Source organism: Clostridium sp. BIOML-A1, from assembly GCF_009874105.1.
Classification (GTDB): Bacteria; Bacillota; Clostridia; order Lachnospirales; family Lachnospiraceae; genus Coprococcus.
This window is the reverse complement of record NZ_WWTL01000009.1, coordinates 57,783-77,981: the sequence shown is the minus strand read 5'-3', so window position 1 is coordinate 77,981 and position 20,199 is coordinate 57,783. Positions and strand designations below refer to the sequence as shown.

Sequence of the window (20,199 nt, the reverse complement as noted above, 5' to 3'; positions counted from 1 at the left end):
ATACCCACATTTATCTTATTACAATATAAACTGCATATACTGCATAGAGAGCAACCATACACAAACCTTCGATTCTTCCGATTTTCTTCTTTGTCCCTGCGAATATCCATACACACACAGTAAATGCAACCAGTACACACAGATCAATAATATTCTCTCTGATTATACTGATCGGACTGATCACTGATGCAATACCAAGTACCATAAGTATGTTAAATATATTTGAACCGATCGCGTTACCAAGCGCCATATCAACTTCATTCTTTCTGGCTGCAACAATTGAGGTCACAAGCTCCGGGAGTGACGTGCCTATCGAAACGATTGTAAGTCCGATCAGTGTCTGACTCATTCCGAGATCACTTGCAATTCTTGATGCCGCATCAACGGTCACATCCCCTCCGACTGCAATCGCTATTGCTCCGCCAACGATAAACAGAATACTGACCGGAACGGATACAAGCTTAATTTCCTCATCCGAGCCACCTTCAATCTCAACTTTCTTTCCTTCTTTGTTGGCCTTTAATGCAATCCTGATCATGTAAAAAATGTATCCTGCAAATAAACCAATAAATATAGCACCATCCATATGTCCCAACGTCATGCCTGTTTTGTCTCCAAGGCCGATTATTCCTAAAAGCATTAAGAGTCCGGCACATATAAGCGAAAGCGGAATATCTCTCTTTATCGTTTCTCCTGCAACATTTACTGTGGCTAATATTGCACACACTCCGATAACAACCATCAGATTAAAAATATTAGAACCAACTACATTACTAACTGCAAGTTCATTATTTCCTGCTATTGATGCTGATACACTGACCGCTGTTTCCGGAAGTGATGTTCCCATCGCAACAATTGTAAGTCCAATAATTATAGATGGAACATGCAGTCTCTTTGCTACACTCGAGCTTCCCTCTACAAAAAAATCCGCTCCTTTGATCAGCAGTACAAAACCGATCACAAGAATTACAATTACAAGAGCAAACGGGGCGTTGTTAATGAATTTTTCCATGTTATTCTCCTTTTTCTCTATCCATACCAGTGATGTCAGCCGAACTGTCTGCTACTATAAAGTATGTCCGACAGATTAAAAAAGACTCATGTATATCAATTATCCGCCGGTGTATATTACACAAGCTGTTAATCGATATACATGAGTCTCATTATTTAAGATTTGCCAGATTATACTCTCTTATTATAATCAGAATGTTGACAAATCACACTTTCGCGCTAACTACTCCCTCATGGAATATTAAGTTACTCGATAAATATTATCAAATGTATCCATGTGTGTCAACATCTTATTTTAGAAATATTTATCAGAAACATTTATCAGCAGTGGTCTCAGACTACTGTCCATCCAAGCCACTGCCGAATTTATAACTTCTTTCTATTTACTTTTATTTAACTGTTACCTTTACTTTCTTAGCGCATCCATTTACTGCATAGATATATACATAACAGGTGCCTTTTTCTTTTGCTGTGATCTTGCCATCTTTGGATACAGTTGCTACCTTTTTATTTGATGTGTCATATCTGAATTTTGCTGTATGACCAAAAAGTGGAAGTTTATTATTCTTTTTAACAATAGTTGCTTTTATCTTAGCTGTTTTTCCCTTTTTCAGGCTGTAAGCAGATTTCTTTATCTGAATCTTCTTGACATCTGTTACAGTCGTATTCTTCTTGCCAACCGCATGACCTGTAATGGATTTTCCAATGGTCACTTTCTTGCCGTCAACCTTCTTATATGCAACTACATAACATTTTACATTATCTTTCTGATTTACAGCCTTCTTGTTCAGCTTATTGATCGTCACAGATAAGGTCTTTGCAGCTTTTACAGACTTAACAACGGTGTATTTTCCCTTCTTACAATATGCCATATATACATCATATCCATCTGCTTTTGCAACCTTACCCCACGTTACTTTTATCGTCTTTCCTGTAGTGATACTGAACTTGGAGCTTAATGCCTGATCATTTACTTTTGTCCGTTTTGCTTTTACTACTGGCTTTGAAGGCTCTGGATCTGATGGCGTAGACTGCTTCACTGTCCACTTTGCATAAAGAATTGTATTTCCTGTTAAAGCTTTGCCCGGCACAGCCGCCTTTGTGAGTGCCTCGTCTGTGTACCAGCCTGCAAATTCATATTCAGCTTTACTTGTTGTTGGAAGCACACCCGGGAGCTTCTTCTGATGTACGGCTTCAGTTACTTCACTTCCACCATTTGTGTTATATGTAATCTTATATCCAAGGTTATCATTCTCGATAACTGTATATGGAACATTTCTCTCTAATGGACTGTTTGAATTTGTTGTATACCAATTAAAATCTGCATATCCAACATCATCTTTATGGTCTTTATGTTCATCCGTCTGCTCAACTTCGTAACACTTCTGGCTTCCAACACCGATTCCAACGCTTATATCATCCGGATCAGAATCAGCAGATGTGATCCAGATCATATGACACTTCTTACATACAGTGATCCATTTATTAGGTGATAGCTGATTACCAAAATAAATCTTGTCCCCAACCTGCACTTCGTCTGCTTTTAATACTGTATTTGACGCATCTACGATATCTGCCGCAGCTTTCTTGTCTGCATCTACATACTTACAAATTGAACATGTATATCTGGCTTCACCTGCAGTTCCATAAGAATGTTCCTGGAAATCTTCCTTCAAATCACTATGTTCACAGGTTGCCGCATGCCAATGACCATACTTATTACTGCTCCAACTATCAGAAAATGTATGCTGGTGTACACTTGATTTCGACCACTTTGCATACAATGTTATATCTTCAAATATTGAAAGTTCTCGCGATACCGGCTGTGTAAGATTTTCATCTGTATACCAGCCAATAAAATCATATCCAGCTTTGGTCGTTGTTGGAAATGTACTCGGTATATGTGTCTGTTTAACAGCATCCGCTATTGCACTACCACCATTTGTATTATATTTAATCGTATATCCAAGATTTGAATTTCCCATAACTGTATATGGAGTATTACTAGGTAAATATTCTCCTGTGAAGTAAAAATTAAACTCACTATATCCAACATAACCGGCATGATCTTTGTGTGCATCTGATCTCATTACAATAGAATTGATTCTGTCTCCAATTCCATATTGCGAAGAGCCACCGTATGTTATCCAGATCATATGACATTGCTTGCAAACTACTATCTGTTTGTCTGGAGATAACTCAGCTCCTACATAAACCGTATCCCCTACCTGTAGAGTCGTAGGATCAATCGTTCCTGACCTGTATTCTGTTGCATTTACTTTCATTGTTCCCATGCCAACAAACATAACAATGCCAACCAGCAAGGCCGTCAGGATGCCTGTAACTTTGTTTTCTTTTAGTCGTCTTACCATATTTTCTTATCCCCTTTCATTCATCTGAATACAACACATAATACAACATATAGTATAATTATATCTGCATATCTCATTATGTTGTTCCAAATAAGTTATTTTCTGGTATTGTACCATAATCATTTCTCCTTACCGGATTCTATGCACGAAATGTCTGAAAAACGGCATGAAATGTTTCACTAGGTCTGGAAATATGGTCTATGCGTGTATAAAAAAAGAAAGATAGCCTGTCACTATCATGTATCTTACACGATAATAAACAATACTATCTTCCTTTTTATTCTCTATTTGAACTTTATGAGTGATATTTTATTTTTACATCATACCCATTCCGCCGCCCATACCTGCACCTGCCGGCATAGCTGGAGCATCTTCCTTAATATCAGCTACAACAGATTCTGTTGTCAGTAATGTAGATGCTACGGATGTTGCGTTCTGTAAAGCACTTCTTGTAACCTTAACAGGATCGATGATACCTGCTTCGATCATATCTACATACTTCTCATTGTATGCATCAAAACCGATACCCGGCTGTGATTCTTTGATCTTATTGATGATAACAGATCCTTCCAGACCGGCATTTGCTGAAATGTGGAATAACGGAGCTTCCATAGCCTTAAGAACTACCTTAGCACCTGTCTTCTCATCGCCTTCAAGGTCTGCAACCAGTTCTGCAACCTTCTTAGCTGCATGAATATATGCTGATCCACCACCTGCGATGATGCCTTCTTCTACAGCAGCTCTGGTAGCATTTAATGCATCTTCCATACGGAGCTTAGCTTCCTTCATCTCTGTCTCAGTAGCTGCACCAACACGGATAACTGCTACACCACCTGCAAGCTTTGCAAGTCTTTCCTGAAGCTTCTCTTTATCAAATTCAGATGTTGTCTCCTCAAGCTGAGCCTTGATAACATTTACTCTGCCCTGGATATCTTCCTTTGTTCCGAATCCATCTACGATAACTGTATTCTCTTTTGTTACCTTTACGCTCTTAGCACGGCCAAGGTCATCTAATGTTGTATCCTTTAAGTCATAACCGAGTTCTTCAGAGATAACCTTACCATTTGTAAGAATAGCGATATCCTGTAACATTTCTTTTCTTCTGTCACCATAACCAGGAGCCTTAACAGCTACAACCTGGAATGTACCTCTTAACTTGTTTACGATCAATGTTGTAAGTGCTTCGCCTTCTACATCTTCCGCAATGATCAAAAGCTTCTGACCACCCTGTACGATCTGCTCAAGTACCGGAAGGATATCCTGAATATTTGAGATCTTCTTATCTGTGATCAGGATGTATGGATTATCAAGTTCTGCAACCATCTTCTCCATATCAGTTGACATGTAAGCTGAAATATATCCTCTGTCGAACTGCATACCTTCTACGAGGTCAAGCTCTGTCTTCATGGACTTGGACTCTTCAATCGTGATAACACCATCGTTTGATACCTTTTCCATAGCATCTGCAACCATCTGTCCAACTTCATCATCACCGGCTGAAATAGATGCAACTCTTGCGATCTGCTCTTTGCCGTTGATTGTCTGGCTCATCTCTGAGATTGCTTCTACAGCCTTGTCACAAGCCTTCTTCATACCCTTTCTGAGGATGATTGGATTAGCACCTGCTGCAAGGTTTTTCATACCTTCATTGATCATTGCCTGAGCAAGAACAGTAGCTGTTGTAGTACCATCACCTGCAACATCATTTGTCTTTGTTGCTACTTCTTTTACGATCTGAGCACCCATGTTTTCAAATGCATCTTCCAACTCTATATCCTTTGCAATTGTAACACCATCATTTGTGATAAGTGGTGAACCATATGACTTTGCAAGAACTACGTTTCTTCCTTTTGGTCCAAGTGTTACTCTTACTGTATCTGCTAACTGATTTACGCCTGCTTCAAGAGCCTTTCTGGCTTCTGCTCCGTATTTAATTTCCTTTGCCATTTCTTTCTACCTCCAACTGTTTTTCTGCTATCTGATTATTCACTTACAACTGCAAGAATGTCACTCTGTTTTACGATGATATATTCATCATCACCGAGCTTAACTTCTGTTCCTGCGTATTTAGAATAAATAACTCTGTCTCCTGCCTTTACTTCCATAGGAACCTTAACGCCATCGACAACAGCTCCGGGACCAACTTCTACAACATCTGCGTACTGTGGCTTCTCTTTTGCCTGTCCCGGTAATACAATACCTGATTTTGTTGTCTCTTCTGCTACGGACTGTTTTAATACAACTCTGTCTCCTAATGGTACTAATTTCATAATATATATTCCTCCTAACATATTAAATCCGTTCTTATCTGCCTTATGTACTCCGGCAGTTCCTAGCACTCATATCTCTCGAGTGCTAACACAATTATTATTGTATTCATTTTGTGGAAAAAATCAACCCCTAAAATGATAAAAAATATATTAAATGGACAAGGTCTCTTACATTATATGAAATATACCCTGAATTCAGAACGAAAACCGGCGATTTTGATTTGTAAATTCAGGTGTTGCATGATATGCTTCTAATACAGGAATCAAACCGATGATTTCTGACATGATACAGGATAACGCCTGTTCAAAGGCTACTATCCAAATGATATATAGAAATGGAGAATACTATGGCTGAACAATTATACACAATACCTGTCAACGATGCCTTTCATGCAGACTGTGAATGTCCTCTCTGTCAGATGCAGAAAACGCTGGAGGAACATGCCATCGAATATACGATGGGACCAAGCTATATGGAAGACGATAATCGTGCTATGACAGATAAAATGGGCTTCTGCTCCCATCACATCGGCATGTTATATAAAGAAAAGAATCGTCTGGGACTTGCCCTGATGTTAAAGACACACACTGATAAAACGATCCGGGATCTGAAAGCTTTATCAGAAAAAGGAACTCCTGCAAAACCGGGACTTTTTTCCAAGCAGTCAAATTTTTCCGGTGTCGGTGCATATATCAAAGAACTGGAAAGCTCCTGCTTTATCTGTGACCGTATGAATCGTACCTTTGACCGCTATGTCGATACGATCTTTCATATGTGGAAAAAAGATCCTGAATTCAAGGATACCTTCAAAAGCAGCAAGGGCTTCTGTACTTACCACTACGGTATCCTCTACGATACCTCTGTCACAAAGCTGTCCAAAAACCAATGTGAAGAATTCATAGAAGCCTTGAATCACTTATATTTTGAAAACATGGAACGTGTCAACGGAGATATCGGATGGTTCATCGATAAATTCGACTATCGATTCAAGAATGAACCATGGAAGAACTCAAAGGATGCCCTACCTCGCAGCATAATCAAGGCTAATCATACATTTGTAGAATAAAAAGCGACAATATTACTGCCTGATAAACATAGGATACACACAAAAATACTGTGTACATTACACTCACTATTATTCCGCAAAACGCTTTCGCTCTACCCTCAACGCAGCAGTACTAAGTTCGCCGTATTATACGGCTCACTAAGGACTGGCGTTCGGGCAGGTTTGCTTCATAATAGTGAGTGTAATGTACACAGTATTTTTTATATAGTATAAAATTCACAGCAATATTGTCACCTTTTTACATTGCCTGTTTGGTTACATGACCGCCAAATGCCTGTGCCAGATCATGTGTCCACAGGTATTCACGATATCTTCTAAGCAGGCCTTTGTAAATCACCTTAACATTACTGCTCTTCCGAAAATCATCCGGCCTTACAAGCCCCGGTTGTTTATCGAGAATATGTATACCAGAACGTTCTAACACACTTGCCACGAACTGGGAACAGAAATAATTATATTTCCTCTCAATCGCCTTATTTCGTATAACACCATAAAGTCCCCAAAAATTATACCGATAGCGATCAGCATTTGCTTTAAATGCCGCAAGCTCCTGCAATACATGTCTGTACTGCTTATCTGTCACGATCAGTTCCAGAACAACACAGCTTGTTTCAACATCTCTGCCAAATATTCCGGTATCAATATCTTCTATAATGAATCCACAGTTGAACGGATTATAGATTCCCTTTCTGGCGAAGCTGTACATCTCCCGAAGCTCCAGATCCAATGCAATGGATGCATGTGCATATGGCTCTTTTGTCCAGAATTTGATGATTCTTGCAGGAACTGTGTGTGTCTTGGAGACCAGGATATATAATTTTCTGTTTTCTAATTCTGATATATCATTTTTCATACTTTTAATAGGCTAAATATTATTTTCCCGGCTTATAGGAACTCTTTAATGAAACAATACGGTTATATACAGGATGCTCCTTAGTAGAGTCTTTGGAATCTACACAGAAAAATCCATTACGAAGGAACTGGAATGCTTCACCGGGTTTTGCATCTTCAAATGCTTTCTCGAGCTTACATCCCTGTAATACGGTCAATGAATTTGGGTTCAGATTCAAAGTACCATCCTCATTCAGCTTACCTTTTTCTTCATCCACGATATTCTCATATAAACGAACCTCAGCATCAATTGCACTTTCTGCTGATACCCAATGTATCGTTCCTTTTACCTTTCTTCCTTCGAATCCTGAACCACTCTTGGTTGCAGGATCATAAGTACAGTGAACAACTGTTACATTTCCATCTTCATCCTTCTCATATCCTGTACAGGTTACAAAATATGCATTCTTCAGACGTACCTCATTGCCAGGGAACAGACGGAAATATTTCTTAGGCGGTTCTTCCATGAAATCATCTCTTTCAATATAGAGATATTTGCTGAATGCAACTTCTCTGGAGCCTGCTTCCTCATTTTCCTGATTATTTTCAACCGGCAGATATTCTACCTGATCCTCCGGATAATTATCGATCACCAGCTTGATCGGATTCAGGACTGCCATATAACGGTTTGCTGTAAGCTTCAGATCATCACGCAGACAATACTCAAGCATCGCATAATCAACAGAGCTCTGGCTCTTTGAGATACCAACCAACTCCATAAACTTCTTAATAGAAGACGCAGTAAATCCTCGTCTTCTAAGTGCTGCGATCGATACAAGTCTTGGATCATCCCAGCCGTCTACGATACCATCCTCTACCAGCTTCTTAATATATCTCTTACCTGTAACTACATTTGTCAGATATAACTTTGCAAATTCGATCTGCTTTGGTGGATTCTCATATTCCAGTTCCCGTACTACCCAATCATATAAAGGTCTGTGATCCTCAAATTCCAGTGTACAGATAGAATGCGTTACACCTTCAATCGCATCCTCAATCGGATGAGCAAAATCATACATTGGATAAATACACCACTTATCCCCTGTATTATGATGTGTCATACGGGCAACACGATAGATAACAGGATCGCGCATATTAATATTCGGTGAAGCCATATCGATCTTTGCACGAAGCACCTTGCTTCCATCCGGGAACTCTCCGTTCTTCATTGCTTCAAATAATGCAAGATTTTCTTCAATACTTCTGTCTCTGTATGGGCTGTTTTTACCCGGCTCTGTCAGAGTTCCTCTGTATTCGCGGATCTCATCTGCTGTCAGATCACATACAAATGCCTTGCCTTTCTTGATCAATTTGACTGCTGCTTCATACATCTGGTCAAAATAATTGGATGCAAAGAATACTCTGTCTCCGAAATCGGCACCCAGCCATCTTACATCATCTAATATGGATTCTACAAATTCTGTCTTTTCCTTTGTTGGATTTGTATCGTCAAATCTCAGATTAAACTGTCCGCCATATTCCTGTGCAAGGCCATAGTTCAATAATATGGATTTGGCATGTCCTATATGCAAATATCCATTCGGTTCCGGAGGAAATCTTGTGACTACCTTCGTTACCTTGCCCTCCGCTATATCTTTATCAATAATCTGTTCAATAAAATTTTTCCCGATTGATTCTTCTGCCATCATTAATGCCTCCTTCATATAATTAGCATGACTTTTTTTAGTCTATCACATTTTACATAAAGCCTCAACTGCAAATTCTAAAACTCAGCAAAACTCAGTAATTTTCAATAACTTTCAGCAAATCTCTTATTGACAAATACGTCATTTTACTATATATTAACTAATGTTGTTGCTACTATAGCTCAGGTGGTAGAGCGCCACATTGGTAATGTGGAGGTCACGGGTCCGACTCCCGTTAGTAGCTCTTTTTTTAATGTCCGGATTTATTTATACAGTATTCACATCCAACGGACTGTCCGATACAGTTTTCACAATCGTTCCAGTTCTGTATCAGTGGTTCTTCACTAATCAGATAAATTCCTGCCAGACTCATCATTGGCTCCATTCGTTCTTTATGCCAACTGATTCCAATCTGTTCCGTATCCATCAGGCTGCAAAGAATTCCGGCAGCTTCCAATGGCATTCCATAATAACCGGGTCCAAAAGAAGGACTACAGTAATGCACCAACTCTACACTGTGCTTTCGTTCCAGGTATTTTCTTATCCATTTTCTTACAATATCCATACATGCGATCTGAAAGGTTTCCAGATAATAAGTTCCTAGTAATGAATCCATCTCCTCGATCCGGATCTCCGGGGCATGAAATGCATACAGATATCCCTGTGTAATCTTTGACGGATCTATTCGTTCCAGTATCCGGCATGAAATATTCTTTTTGCCGAGCATAAATCCATCAGACTTAATACAGTCTCTGGAAAATGGCTGCAAAAGTACAGGTACCAGATACCGGTTTCGATTATTGTATCTGGATAAAAAACGCATAACCGTTTTCTCGGCTTCATCCTTATGCTCTTTTCTGCTCTCCGGCTCCATCTGTTCCCATGAAGCAATCTCTGCGATCCGCGCCATGATTTCATCCTTCAGATCCCAAATACTGACGAATACCACACAGTCCTGCTTTTGAAACTGTGCAATCACTGCTTCATACATCTCCGGGCGATGTACGATCGTACAGTTACTGCAATCCCGGATTTTCTGTCCTTTCCCATTTAAGATATAATCAGGACTTCCAAGACAGTTTTCCTTCAGATACAAGGGGCAATAACAAAACAGACAATTAAAGGAATCTTCATTTTCTATTTTATGGCATGGGAAAAATTCACAATCCCGATTCTGAAAAAATTTGTAATTGTTTTTCATATCCGTTTATCCTCCCATTCTTAACATACCCTATGGATTACAGATCTTACATGGCTCATACCCCTGCGTGATCAGATCATCCCGGCTTCCGATATATTCTTTCTTATTGCTGTCATTCATGCGCTTTACTGAACGGCAGGACGGCTCATGAAACTTTCCTGTATTTGTATTAATAATATAAGTATGCTCTGCTGCCTTTTCTAATCCTGCTTCTATTTCCGTCTGAACTTTCTCTGTCGTACTCTCTCTTGTTACATTATCAGTTTTCGTTGTATCATCCGACAGATTCTGATTTTCTCCCACCCCTGACATATCTGATTGCCGTTCCGGTATAAAAGTAATTGTTTTTCCATCACTGTACGCCTGAATCGTACCATTCAGATCCGTACGATACACCGTGCATCCTACATTTGCCAAACGATCAAGCACTTCTTCGGTCGGATGTCCATATGAATTATCTGCCCCAACGCTGATTACCGCATAACCGGGCTTAACAGCCTCTAACATCTCTTTTGTTGTGGCATTTCTGCTGCCGTGATGACTGACCATCAGAACGTCACTGGAAAGCTCCTCTCCAGATGCGATCATTGCCTGCTCACCGGCTTCTTCTCCATCCCCATAGATCAGGAATGAAGTATCCCCATATGTCATACGAATTCCAACAGAATTATCATTTTCATTATCATCACTATAAGTGATTGGTGCTACTATCGTAAATACCGCATCACCAAAGGTATAAGAATCCCCTGCCTTTGGGAATGTAACAGTCAGGTTCTGCGCCGCAAGCTTATCCATCAACGAATCATAGATCTTTGTATCTGCAACATAATCCGGGCCGATAAAAGTCTCTGTGTCAAATACATTCAACACACCCACCAGACCATTTATATGATCAGAATCATAATGGCTCGCGATCACATAATCAAGTGACTCTATATTCTGTTTTTTCAGGTATGCCACGACAAATGAAGACGCTGACGACGGACCTCCATCCATCATCATGTAATGGTCATCACAGGAAAATAACACCGCATTCCCCTGACCGACATCTAAGAAAGTAACTGTAAGTCCGGCAAGATCGTCTGTTGTGCCCCCGGTATTCGCTTCCGAGGTTATCTGCTCATCTGACGTAGCTTCCGTACTGTCAATCGATTCTGTTATATTCTCTGTTATATTCTCTGTTGTATTTCCTGTCGGATTTTCGTTCGTTTCATCCGATAAATCCAGACATCCTGAAAAAAGCCCAAGGACAAAGCACATGCCGACAATGATCATCACTTTCCTCAGGCCATTCTTTTTATTTATAGAATTTATCATAAGCTGCTCCCCCAGAATTATATCTTTTGCTCAGTTTTTTCATAGATCATTTGTCACTATCGAATTATTCTTTGCAATTTCCAGACCAAATCCTGTTTATTAAATATATATTTAATCCTGTTCTATATCCCGTAATTTCTTTCGTATTCGCTGGATCGCATTATCGATAGATTTATACGGCTTGCCAAATGCTTCCGCTAGCTCATCATAACTTTTTCCGGCAAGATATCCTTCTAACACCTGTCTTTCAAATTTGCTGAGTTTTTTATCAATCGCTTCCGCAAGCTTCTGGGATTTCAACTGCCCAAGCATCTGATTCTCCGGTTCAAATGCTTGGTCTGCCTGCAGCTCATCCACAAGCGCAACATCATCGTCATTTTCCGTATAAAATGATACATAATAATTAAGCGGAGAATGCTTCTTCCTATTCGACAGCTTCACCGCAGTGATCAACTGTCGCTTAATACACAGATTTGCAAATGTAGAAAAAGATGCCCCTTTGCTTCCGTCAAAGCTTCGGATAGCTTTAATGAGCCCTATCATTCCTTCCTGAATGATGTCCTCATTTTCTGCACCGATAATATACAGGGCACGGCTCTCTTTCTTTACGATTCCCATATACTTTTTGATCAGATATTCAAAAGCGGCATTATCATTTTCTTCCCGGATCAACCGGATATTTTCTTCATCGGTATTTGTTTCATACACACCCACGACGCTGGTACTCCCCTATTTCACACCCATCCTCTGACGGACAACCTCATATCCCAATACTCCGGCCGCAACCGAAGCATTTAATGAATCGATATCTCCACTCATTGGTATGGATACAACATAATCACATTTTTCTTTTACCAGACGACTGACACCTGTACCCTCATTTCCGATCACAAGTCCCATCGGTCCGGTCAGATTGCAGCGGTACATCAGTTCTCCATCCATATCAGCACAGGCAAACCACATACCACGTTTTTTCAATTCATCAATCGTCTTCGCCAGATTTGTTACCTTAACCACCGGTGTATATGCGATTGCACCGGCAGAAGCCTTAACAACTGTTGCTGTGATTCCGACCGCTCTTCGTTTCGGAATAATAACGCCATGTGCACCGCACAGATTCGCTGTACGAACGATCGCGCCAAGATTATGAGGATCTTCAATCTCATCCAAAATAAAGATAAATGGCGGCTGTCCTTTTTCCTCAGCCTTTGCAAAGATCTCATCGATTGCTGAATATTCATAGGCTGCCACATGAGCGATCACACCCTGATGTTTCCCGGTCGAAGACATCTGGTTCAGCTTCTCTTTCGAAACATAATTAATAATCGTCTCCTGCTTCTTTGCTTCACGCACGATTGAATTGATACTGCCATCATGACAGCCATCCTGCAGATATAACTTGTCAACTGTTTTACCGGAACGAAATGCTTCCATAACTGCATTTCTACCCTCTATCTCAAACTTTTCATTTCTGTTTTCTTCCATGCTTATGCTCCATTTCTAATCCACATCATCAGATTGTAAATGCTCAATCAGTTGTTTTGATTCCAGGCAGTCTCTTGTCAACTCAAATAAACGGTCATATTCTTTATTCAGATAAAGATAGCCGATCAGCGCTTCAAAACCGGTAGCTTTCCTGTACTGTCCTACCGACGCATTCTTTGCCTTGGAATGTGTCTTTGTATTTCTTCCACGCTTATATATCGCCATTTCCTGCTCGGTCAGTTTCTCTTCCAACAGATCGATATAACCTGCCTGTGACTCTGCATTTACGATATGAATAGCTTCTTTATGATATTTGAATGCCTGCTTGTTATCCTTTGATACCAGAACGGTCTTTACTAAAAGGTCAAATACACTGTCCCCTATATAAGCAAGCGCCAGCCCGGAATATTCTGCCGGATTGGAATCTTCTACACCTAATATCGCAGTAAAATACTGATCTAAGCTCTTTTCCATTTTACTCCTTCTCTTGTATCCTCAAGAATAATGCCCTTATCACTGAGCATGTTACGGATCTCATCTGCTCTTGCAAAATTCTTTGCTTTTCTTGCTTCCTGACGTTCATTGATCAAAGCCTCGATATCAGAATCTAACAGTTCTTCTTCCCGCTCTGTAATGATACCGAGAATATCACACAGCTTCTCAATCGTCCGGATTGCCAGATCTACTGTTTTCTTTGGTGTATCATTTGAAATATTGATATTTGTATATTTTACTAATTCAAAGATAACTGAGATCGCATCTGCTGTATTCAGATCATCGTCCATAGCTGTTTCAAATCGTTTTGTATATCCATCTAATTCTGCCTCGACAGAAACATCGGAACCCTCCACATCTGCCGGCGCAAGTGACTTTAACTTGTCAACAGCAGTCAAGATACGTTCCAGACCATTCTTGGATGCCTCTACCAGATCAGCCGAGAAGTTCAATGGACTTCTGTAGTGAGCAGACAGCATAAAGAAACGAATAACCTGAAGTGGATATTTGTCTGCGATCTCTCTAACTGTAAAGAAGTTGCCAAGTGACTTGGACATCTTCTCGTTGTTGATCTTTAAGAAACCGTTATGCATCCAATATCTTGCAAATTCCTTATCATTTGCTGCTTCACTCTGTGCGATCTCATTTTCGTGGTGTGGGAAGATCAGATCCTCACCACCTGCATGGATATCAATGATATCACCGATATATTTCTTAGACATAACAGAACATTCCAGATGCCAGCCTGGTCTTCCTTCACCCCATGGTGACTCCCAGAACGGTTCCCCCTCTTTCTTTGGCTTCCAGAGAACGAAATCCAGTGGATCTTCCTTCTCATCCTGACCGGAAACCTTAAGCTGATGGTTCTCTGCTCTGTGTCCGGATTCCAGATCATCAATATTCTTATGGGATAATTTACCATAGTCTGCAAAGCTTCTGGTACGGAAATATACAGTGCCATTTACTTCATATGCATGTCCTTTTTCAATCAGTGTCTTGATCATCTCGATCATATCCGGTATCTCTTCGGTAGCCTTTGGATGTGTCGTAGCTTCCTGTACATTCATCGCTGCCATATCCTTCTTTGTCTCTGCAATGAAACGCTCAGAGATCACCTTAGAATCAACACCTTCTTCATTTGCACGTTTGATGATCTTATCATCAACATCTGTAAAATTGGATACATAATTTACATCGTATCCCTTATATGTGAGATACCGTCTCAATGTGTCAAATACGATCATTGGTCTTGCGTTTCCGATGTGGATATAATCATATACGGTAGGTCCGCAGACATAGATTCCTACTTTACCTTCATTGATCGGTACAAATTCTTCTTTTGTTCTTGTAAGAGTATTAAAAATCTTCATGGGAATCCTCCAATAAATATAGTTTTTATTTTCGCCTGTCTTTCATTCGAAGCAGTTTTATCATGCACTATAGATTACGCATAAAAAAGAAAAAACCTGGAAAAAACTTCCAGGTTATCAAATAGCAGTTCATAGGGGAATCGAACCCCTGTTTTCGCCGTGAGAGGGCGACGTCTTAACCGCTTGACCAATGAACCATATATCTTAGCGACTTGTTTAATATACCAGAAGCTACGATAAAATGCAAGCTTTTTTTTCAGTAAATTTACATTTTTTTATACTGACCATATTTTAGCTTGTAATAAGGGCATTGTCAATCAAATACGCAAGTGTTTTGCGTAATGAAAAGGATACAGGGCTGCTGCATAGATCTTCCTTATATCTTTGTGAAGCAGACCTTTTCTTACGTTGGTCCTTAACGAGCTCCTTTATACGGAGCGAGTTTAGTACCACTACGTAAGAAACAGAGTGCAAACGTTCTGCGTAACAAATGATATAAGGAAAATCTATGCAGCGGGTCTGCCCGTCTATACAAAATCAAAGGTAAGCTGGTTGGTATCCGGCATACCGTCTAAGATGCCAAGCTCTGACAGCTTGTCGATCGCACTCTTTCCAATCTTAGAATGAGCCTGCAGATCTTCCTTTGAGATAAACCTGCCTTTGCCGGCTGCATCCTTCAACTGCTTTGCAGCTTTCTCTCCCATTCCTTCAATGGAAGCCAGTGACGGCATGATCTTACCATCTATCACCTGAAAACGGATATCATCCGCCACATAGATATCGATCGGCATGAACTCAAAACCTCTCGCATACATCTCAAGAACCAGCTTCAGATCCTTTAACTTATCTTCATCCTTTGCGGTTCGTTTATTCTTATCAATGCTCTGTATCATATTGATATGATACAGTACCTTTTCTTTTCCAAAACACATCATTTCATAGCTGAAGGCTGATGCACGGATACTGAAAAACGCTGCATAATACTGAAGCGGATAATTCACCTTAAAATATGCAATTCTCCACGCCATCATAACGTAAGCCGCCGCATGGGCTTTCGGGAACATGTATTTGATCTTCTGGCACGACCAGATATACCAGTCCGGTACACCATGTGCCTTCATATCCTCTTTCCATTCTTCCCATTTTGCACATTTGCCTTTTGCTACGTTACCTTTTCGAACATTCTCCATGATCTGGAATGCTGTACCGGATTCCAGGCCCATATGGATCAGATATACCATGATATCATCTCGACAACAGATTGCGGTCGAGATCGTACACTGACCGGATTTGATCAGCTCCTGTGCATTTCCAAGCCATACATCCGTACCATGCGCCAGACCTGCGATTCGCACCAGATCCGAGAAGTTCTGTGGATTTGCATCAATTAACATCTGCATGGCGAAATCCGTACCGAACTCCGGCACACCCAGACTGCCAAGCGGAATGCCATTGATATCCTCCGGTGTAATATGAAGACTTTCTGTTCCATGGAACAACGCCATAACATCAGGATCATCTAACCGGATCGTGGTTGCATCAAGGCCGGTCAGATCCTCCAGTCTTCGGATCATCGTAGGATCATCATGACCGAGAATATCAAGCTTCAACAGGTTATGATCGATCGAATGGTACTCGAAATGAGATGTTACGACATCCGTCGTCATATCATTTGCCGGCTTCTGGATCGGTGTGAAGGAATAGATCTCCTCATGCCTTGGAAGAACGATCATACCACCCGGATGCTGTCCGGTCGAACGCTTAACGCCGGTACAGCCGATTGCCAGACGTTCCATCTCACAGCTTCGTTTCGTGACGATAGCCTTTTCATCGACATATTTCTCGATCTCCTTCTGGGTCAGATCTCCCATTGCCGTAGCTTCTGCTCTCGCTTCATCCTTTGCAAGATCTTTGAAGTAATTATATACATAACCATACGCTGTCTTATCTGCTACCGTTGTTACAGTTCCTGCACGGAATGCCTTACCCTTACCGAATAATACTTCTGTGTAAGCATGTGCACATGACTGATATTCACCGGAGAAGTTCAGATCGATATCCGGCTCCTTATCTCCTTTGAATCCAAGGAAGGTTTCAAACGGGATATCGTGTCCCTCTTTGATCAGTGGATGACCGCATCGAGGGCAGTCACGATCCGGCATATCACATCCCGACATACCGGAATATGATTTTACAAGCTCGGAATCAAAATCAACAAAATGACACTCCGGACAAATATAATGTGCCGACAGAGGATTAACTTCTGTGATACCCGCCATCGTTGCTACGAAGGAAGAACCTACAGATCCTCTGGAACCAACCAGATAGCCATGATCGTTGGAATCCCACACAAGCTTCTGTGCAATGATATACATAACGGCAAATCCATTTGATATAATGGAATGTAACTCACGTTCCAGTCGTTCTACAACGACCTCCGGCAGATCAGGTCCATAGATCTTATGAGCCTTTTCATAACAGATATTCGTAAGTGTCTCATCTGAATTCTCGATGATAGGCGGAGCTTTATCCGGTCGAACCGGATCCATATATTCCACCATATCCGCGATCAGATTCGTATTCGTGATAACGACCTCTCTGGCTTTCTCACTTCCCAGATATTCGAATTCCGCCAACATTTCTTCCGTCGTTCTGAAATAAAGCGGAGGCTGATTAACTGCATCCTCAAAACCTTTACTTTTCATGATGATCGCACGATAGATACTGTCTTCCGGATCAAGGAAATGGACATCACAGGTTGCAACGACCGGCTTATTAAATAATCGTCCAAGCTCCACGATACGCTTATTATAATTCTGAAGATCCTCGATCGTACAAGGATTCTCCTTCTTTCTGGTCATAAACTCGTTATTTCCGATCGGCTGTATCTCCAGATAATCAAAGAAATTAACAAGTCTTGCAATTTCTTCATCCGGTGCATCATCTACGACCGCACGGAACAGCTCACCTGCTTCACAGGCAGAACCTAAGATCAGTCCTTCTCTGTATTTATTGATCATGCTCATAGGCATACGCGGTCTGCGGTTGAAGTATCTGACATGCGCTTCAGAAATCAGACGATACAGATTCACACGGCCGATCTCATTTTTTGCCAGAATGATGCCATGATATGTTCTGCCTTTTTTGATCGTATCATCCGATGCAGAACCTAATTCATTTACATCCTCCACCGTCTTTACGCCACGTTCCACTAACATCTCATATAATTTTACGAAAATTTTTGCGGTTGCATTTGCATCATCAACAGCACGGTGATGATGTTCATTTTTTACATTTAACGCCTTACAGACACGATCCAGTGTAAACTTACCAAGCTCCGGCAATAACACATGGCTGAGTGTCATGGTATCCATGATCGTATTATCGAATTTCATTCCAAGATCTTTGGCATTTTTCTTGATGAATCCGGTATCAAATGCTGCATTATGTGCAACAACGATATCATCACCACAGAATTTCAAAAACTTCGGCAGGATCACGTCGACGGTCGGTGCATGCATAACCATCTCATCTGTAATGGAAGTCAACTGCTCTATACTATAAGGGATCGGTTCTTCCGGATTGATAAATTCCGAGAAACGATCGATCTCCTCTCCATCTTTTACCTTTACAGCTCCGATCTCTATGATCTTATTCTTCTTCTGACTAAGACCGGTCGTCTCGATATCGAATACGATATATTCTGTATTCAAATCCTGTCCTTTGGGATTGATAACCAGATTCTTCAGGTCATCGACAAAATATCCCTCACAGCCAAAGATCAGTTTAAAGCCATCCTTCATACCCTTTGCATGTGCTGCAATCGGGAACGCCTGTGCAACGCCGTGATCCGTGATTGCAATCGCCGGGTGTCCCCAGTCATTTGCACGTTTCACGATCTTCTCGATATCAACAACACTGTCCATCTCGCTCATAACCGTATGCATATGTAATTCCACACGTTTTTCAAGTGATGTGTCAACTCTTGGCACACGGAAATCCGGTATATGCTTGATACCACGCACAGATGCAATATTTAACTCCTTGGAAAAAGTATCGTATAACGGCACACCCTTTAACCGATAGAAGCTTCCTTCTTTTAACTCATCCTTATAAACCGGCACATCATCCTCTGATGCAAATATCTTAAATGCGATCGTATCTTCAAAATCCGTAATATTGCAGATGAATAAAGTCTTACCATTTCGGAGAACCTTTTCTTCCATCTTGATCAACTGGCCATGAATACAGACTTCACCGATACCATCTACTAATGTAGAAATCTTTACCAGTTCCCCTTCGCAGTCTCTGCCATAGAATACATCCGGATCATTCGAGGTATATTTCTTTCTTCTGGCGGCAAATGTCTCCTTCGACTTTTCCTCCTGTGCAGGTGCTTTCTTTTCAGCCGGAGCATCCTTCTTGCCTTCTCCGACCAGCTTCTTTTTATCTACTGATTTACCATCCAAGGTCAGATCCGCATCCTCATGTACATTACTTAAGATTGCCTCGATCTCAAGCTTCATCTTCTGTTCATTTGCACGGCGGAGCATCTCTTTATCAGATTCCGTATAATCAAAACCGACCTTGATATCCATACCGAACCGTTTCTTATAGGTCTCCTCCAGATATTTTTTGATCCCGATTGAATGGCTCTTTGAAAGCTTACTGTCTTCCATCGCAAGCGTGATAATATCATCTGCATAATACCATTCTGCCCGCTTTAATAAACGATATCCAACATGACTGATCTTCTCGACATCATACAAGATACTGTCCTTATATACCTCTGTTAAGGTTCTGGTATTGTACTGGGAAGACAGCTCATAACGGTCATCAATGATGACCTTATAACCACGTCCACGAAATAAATGTCCGCAAATGATATCTTCCACCTGTACAATCTTCGGACGGCTAATCAGATGCTTCGACAGAAGGCTGATAATAAGCCGTCGTTCTGCCTGCTTCATTACCACCTTTTCGATCATCGTATCCTCAAACAGGGAAGACAGCTCTTTATCCATATTCAGTTCAGGAAATACTTCAAAAAATAATTTTGCTTCTACCGGCACGT

Annotated in this window: 14 protein-coding genes and 2 tRNA genes; 2 read left to right on the top strand and 14 right to left on the bottom strand. The window is 40.8% G+C overall.

Going from position 1 to position 20,199, the window contains the following annotated elements; genetic code table 11:
- Positions 1-10: 10 nt before the first annotated feature.
- The 4 genes from GT641_RS08720 to GT641_RS08705 all read right to left on the bottom strand — a co-directional run bounded on the left by GT641_RS08720 (position 11) and on the right by GT641_RS08705 (position 5,653).
- The gene (locus tag GT641_RS08720; RefSeq protein ID WP_008402794.1) at positions 11-1,012 is read right to left on the bottom strand and encodes a calcium/sodium antiporter; all 1,002 of its coding nucleotides are present in this window, start codon (positions 1,010-1,012) and stop codon (positions 11-13) included.
- Between the two features lie 388 nt (positions 1,013-1,400).
- A complete protein-coding gene (locus GT641_RS13065) occupies positions 1,401-3,383 on the bottom strand; it encodes an InlB B-repeat-containing protein (RefSeq protein WP_161117315.1) in 1,983 nt (660 codons plus the stop codon).
- Between the two features lie 315 nt (positions 3,384-3,698).
- Positions 3,699-5,330: a chaperonin GroEL gene (groL, locus tag GT641_RS08710; protein ID WP_008402791.1), complete on the bottom strand. Its 1,632-nt coding sequence runs from the start codon at positions 5,328-5,330 to the stop codon at positions 3,699-3,701.
- A 35-nt stretch (positions 5,331-5,365) separates the two neighbouring features.
- The gene (locus tag GT641_RS08705; RefSeq protein WP_021943267.1) at positions 5,366-5,653 is read right to left on the bottom strand and encodes a co-chaperone GroES; all 288 of its coding nucleotides are present in this window, start codon (positions 5,651-5,653) and stop codon (positions 5,366-5,368) included.
- Between the two features lie 347 nt (positions 5,654-6,000).
- Between GT641_RS08705 and GT641_RS08700 the strand changes: the two genes are divergently transcribed.
- Positions 6,001-6,720, top strand: a complete 720-nt coding sequence (locus tag GT641_RS08700) for a DUF6062 family protein (protein ID WP_161117314.1) — start codon at positions 6,001-6,003, stop codon at positions 6,718-6,720.
- 238 nt (positions 6,721-6,958) lie between these two features.
- On the opposite strand, the gene GT641_RS08695 is transcribed toward GT641_RS08700, so the two are convergent.
- Together GT641_RS08695 and GT641_RS08690 are read right to left on the bottom strand one after the other, a co-directional pair.
- Positions 6,959-7,573, bottom strand: a complete 615-nt coding sequence (locus GT641_RS08695) for a hypothetical protein (protein ID WP_161117313.1) — start codon at positions 7,571-7,573, stop codon at positions 6,959-6,961.
- Positions 7,574-7,592: 19 nt separating this feature from the next.
- Positions 7,593-9,257: a glutamine--tRNA ligase/YqeY domain fusion protein gene (locus GT641_RS08690; RefSeq protein ID WP_044946142.1), complete on the bottom strand. Its 1,665-nt coding sequence runs from the start codon at positions 9,255-9,257 to the stop codon at positions 7,593-7,595.
- Positions 9,258-9,428: 171 nt separating this feature from the next.
- Here GT641_RS08690 and GT641_RS08685 point away from each other — a divergent pair.
- Positions 9,429-9,501, top strand: a tRNA-Thr gene (locus tag GT641_RS08685).
- A 6-nt stretch (positions 9,502-9,507) separates the two neighbouring features.
- Here the strand turns inward: GT641_RS08685 and GT641_RS13360 are convergent.
- From GT641_RS13360 to GT641_RS08645, 8 genes are all read right to left on the bottom strand, one after another.
- The gene (locus GT641_RS13360) at positions 9,508-10,458 is read right to left on the bottom strand and encodes a cysteine-rich small domain-containing protein (protein WP_161117312.1); all 951 of its coding nucleotides are present in this window, start codon (positions 10,456-10,458) and stop codon (positions 9,508-9,510) included.
- Between the two features lie 30 nt (positions 10,459-10,488).
- Complete coding sequence (locus tag GT641_RS08675) at positions 10,489-11,775, bottom strand: ComEC/Rec2 family competence protein (protein WP_161117311.1); 1,287 nt, start codon at positions 11,773-11,775, stop codon at positions 10,489-10,491.
- A 111-nt stretch (positions 11,776-11,886) separates the two neighbouring features.
- Positions 11,887-12,489: a sigma-70 family RNA polymerase sigma factor gene (locus GT641_RS08670; RefSeq protein WP_161117310.1), complete on the bottom strand. Its 603-nt coding sequence runs from the start codon at positions 12,487-12,489 to the stop codon at positions 11,887-11,889.
- Between the two features lie 15 nt (positions 12,490-12,504).
- On the bottom strand, positions 12,505-13,260 hold the full coding sequence (rlmB, locus tag GT641_RS08665; protein ID WP_008401609.1) for a 23S rRNA (guanosine(2251)-2'-O)-methyltransferase RlmB: 756 nt from the start codon (positions 13,258-13,260) through the stop codon (positions 12,505-12,507).
- Between the two features lie 15 nt (positions 13,261-13,275).
- Positions 13,276-13,734 carry a ribonuclease III domain-containing protein gene (locus GT641_RS08660; RefSeq protein WP_008401608.1) on the bottom strand — a complete coding sequence of 153 codons (459 nt, stop codon included), beginning with the start codon at positions 13,732-13,734 and terminating at the stop codon, positions 13,276-13,278.
- Positions 13,719-15,125 carry a cysteine--tRNA ligase gene (gene cysS, locus GT641_RS08655; protein WP_008401607.1) on the bottom strand — a complete coding sequence of 469 codons (1,407 nt, stop codon included), beginning with the start codon at positions 15,123-15,125 and terminating at the stop codon, positions 13,719-13,721. Before cysS ends, GT641_RS08660 begins: the two co-directional genes overlap by 16 nt.
- A 125-nt stretch (positions 15,126-15,250) precedes the next feature.
- Positions 15,251-15,322: transfer RNA gene (locus tag GT641_RS08650), tRNA-Glu, on the bottom strand.
- A gap of 330 nt (positions 15,323-15,652) precedes the next feature.
- On the bottom strand, positions 15,653-20,197 hold the full coding sequence (locus tag GT641_RS08645) for a PolC-type DNA polymerase III (protein ID WP_161117309.1): 4,545 nt from the start codon (positions 20,195-20,197) through the stop codon (positions 15,653-15,655).
- Positions 20,198-20,199: the final 2 nt, after the last annotated feature.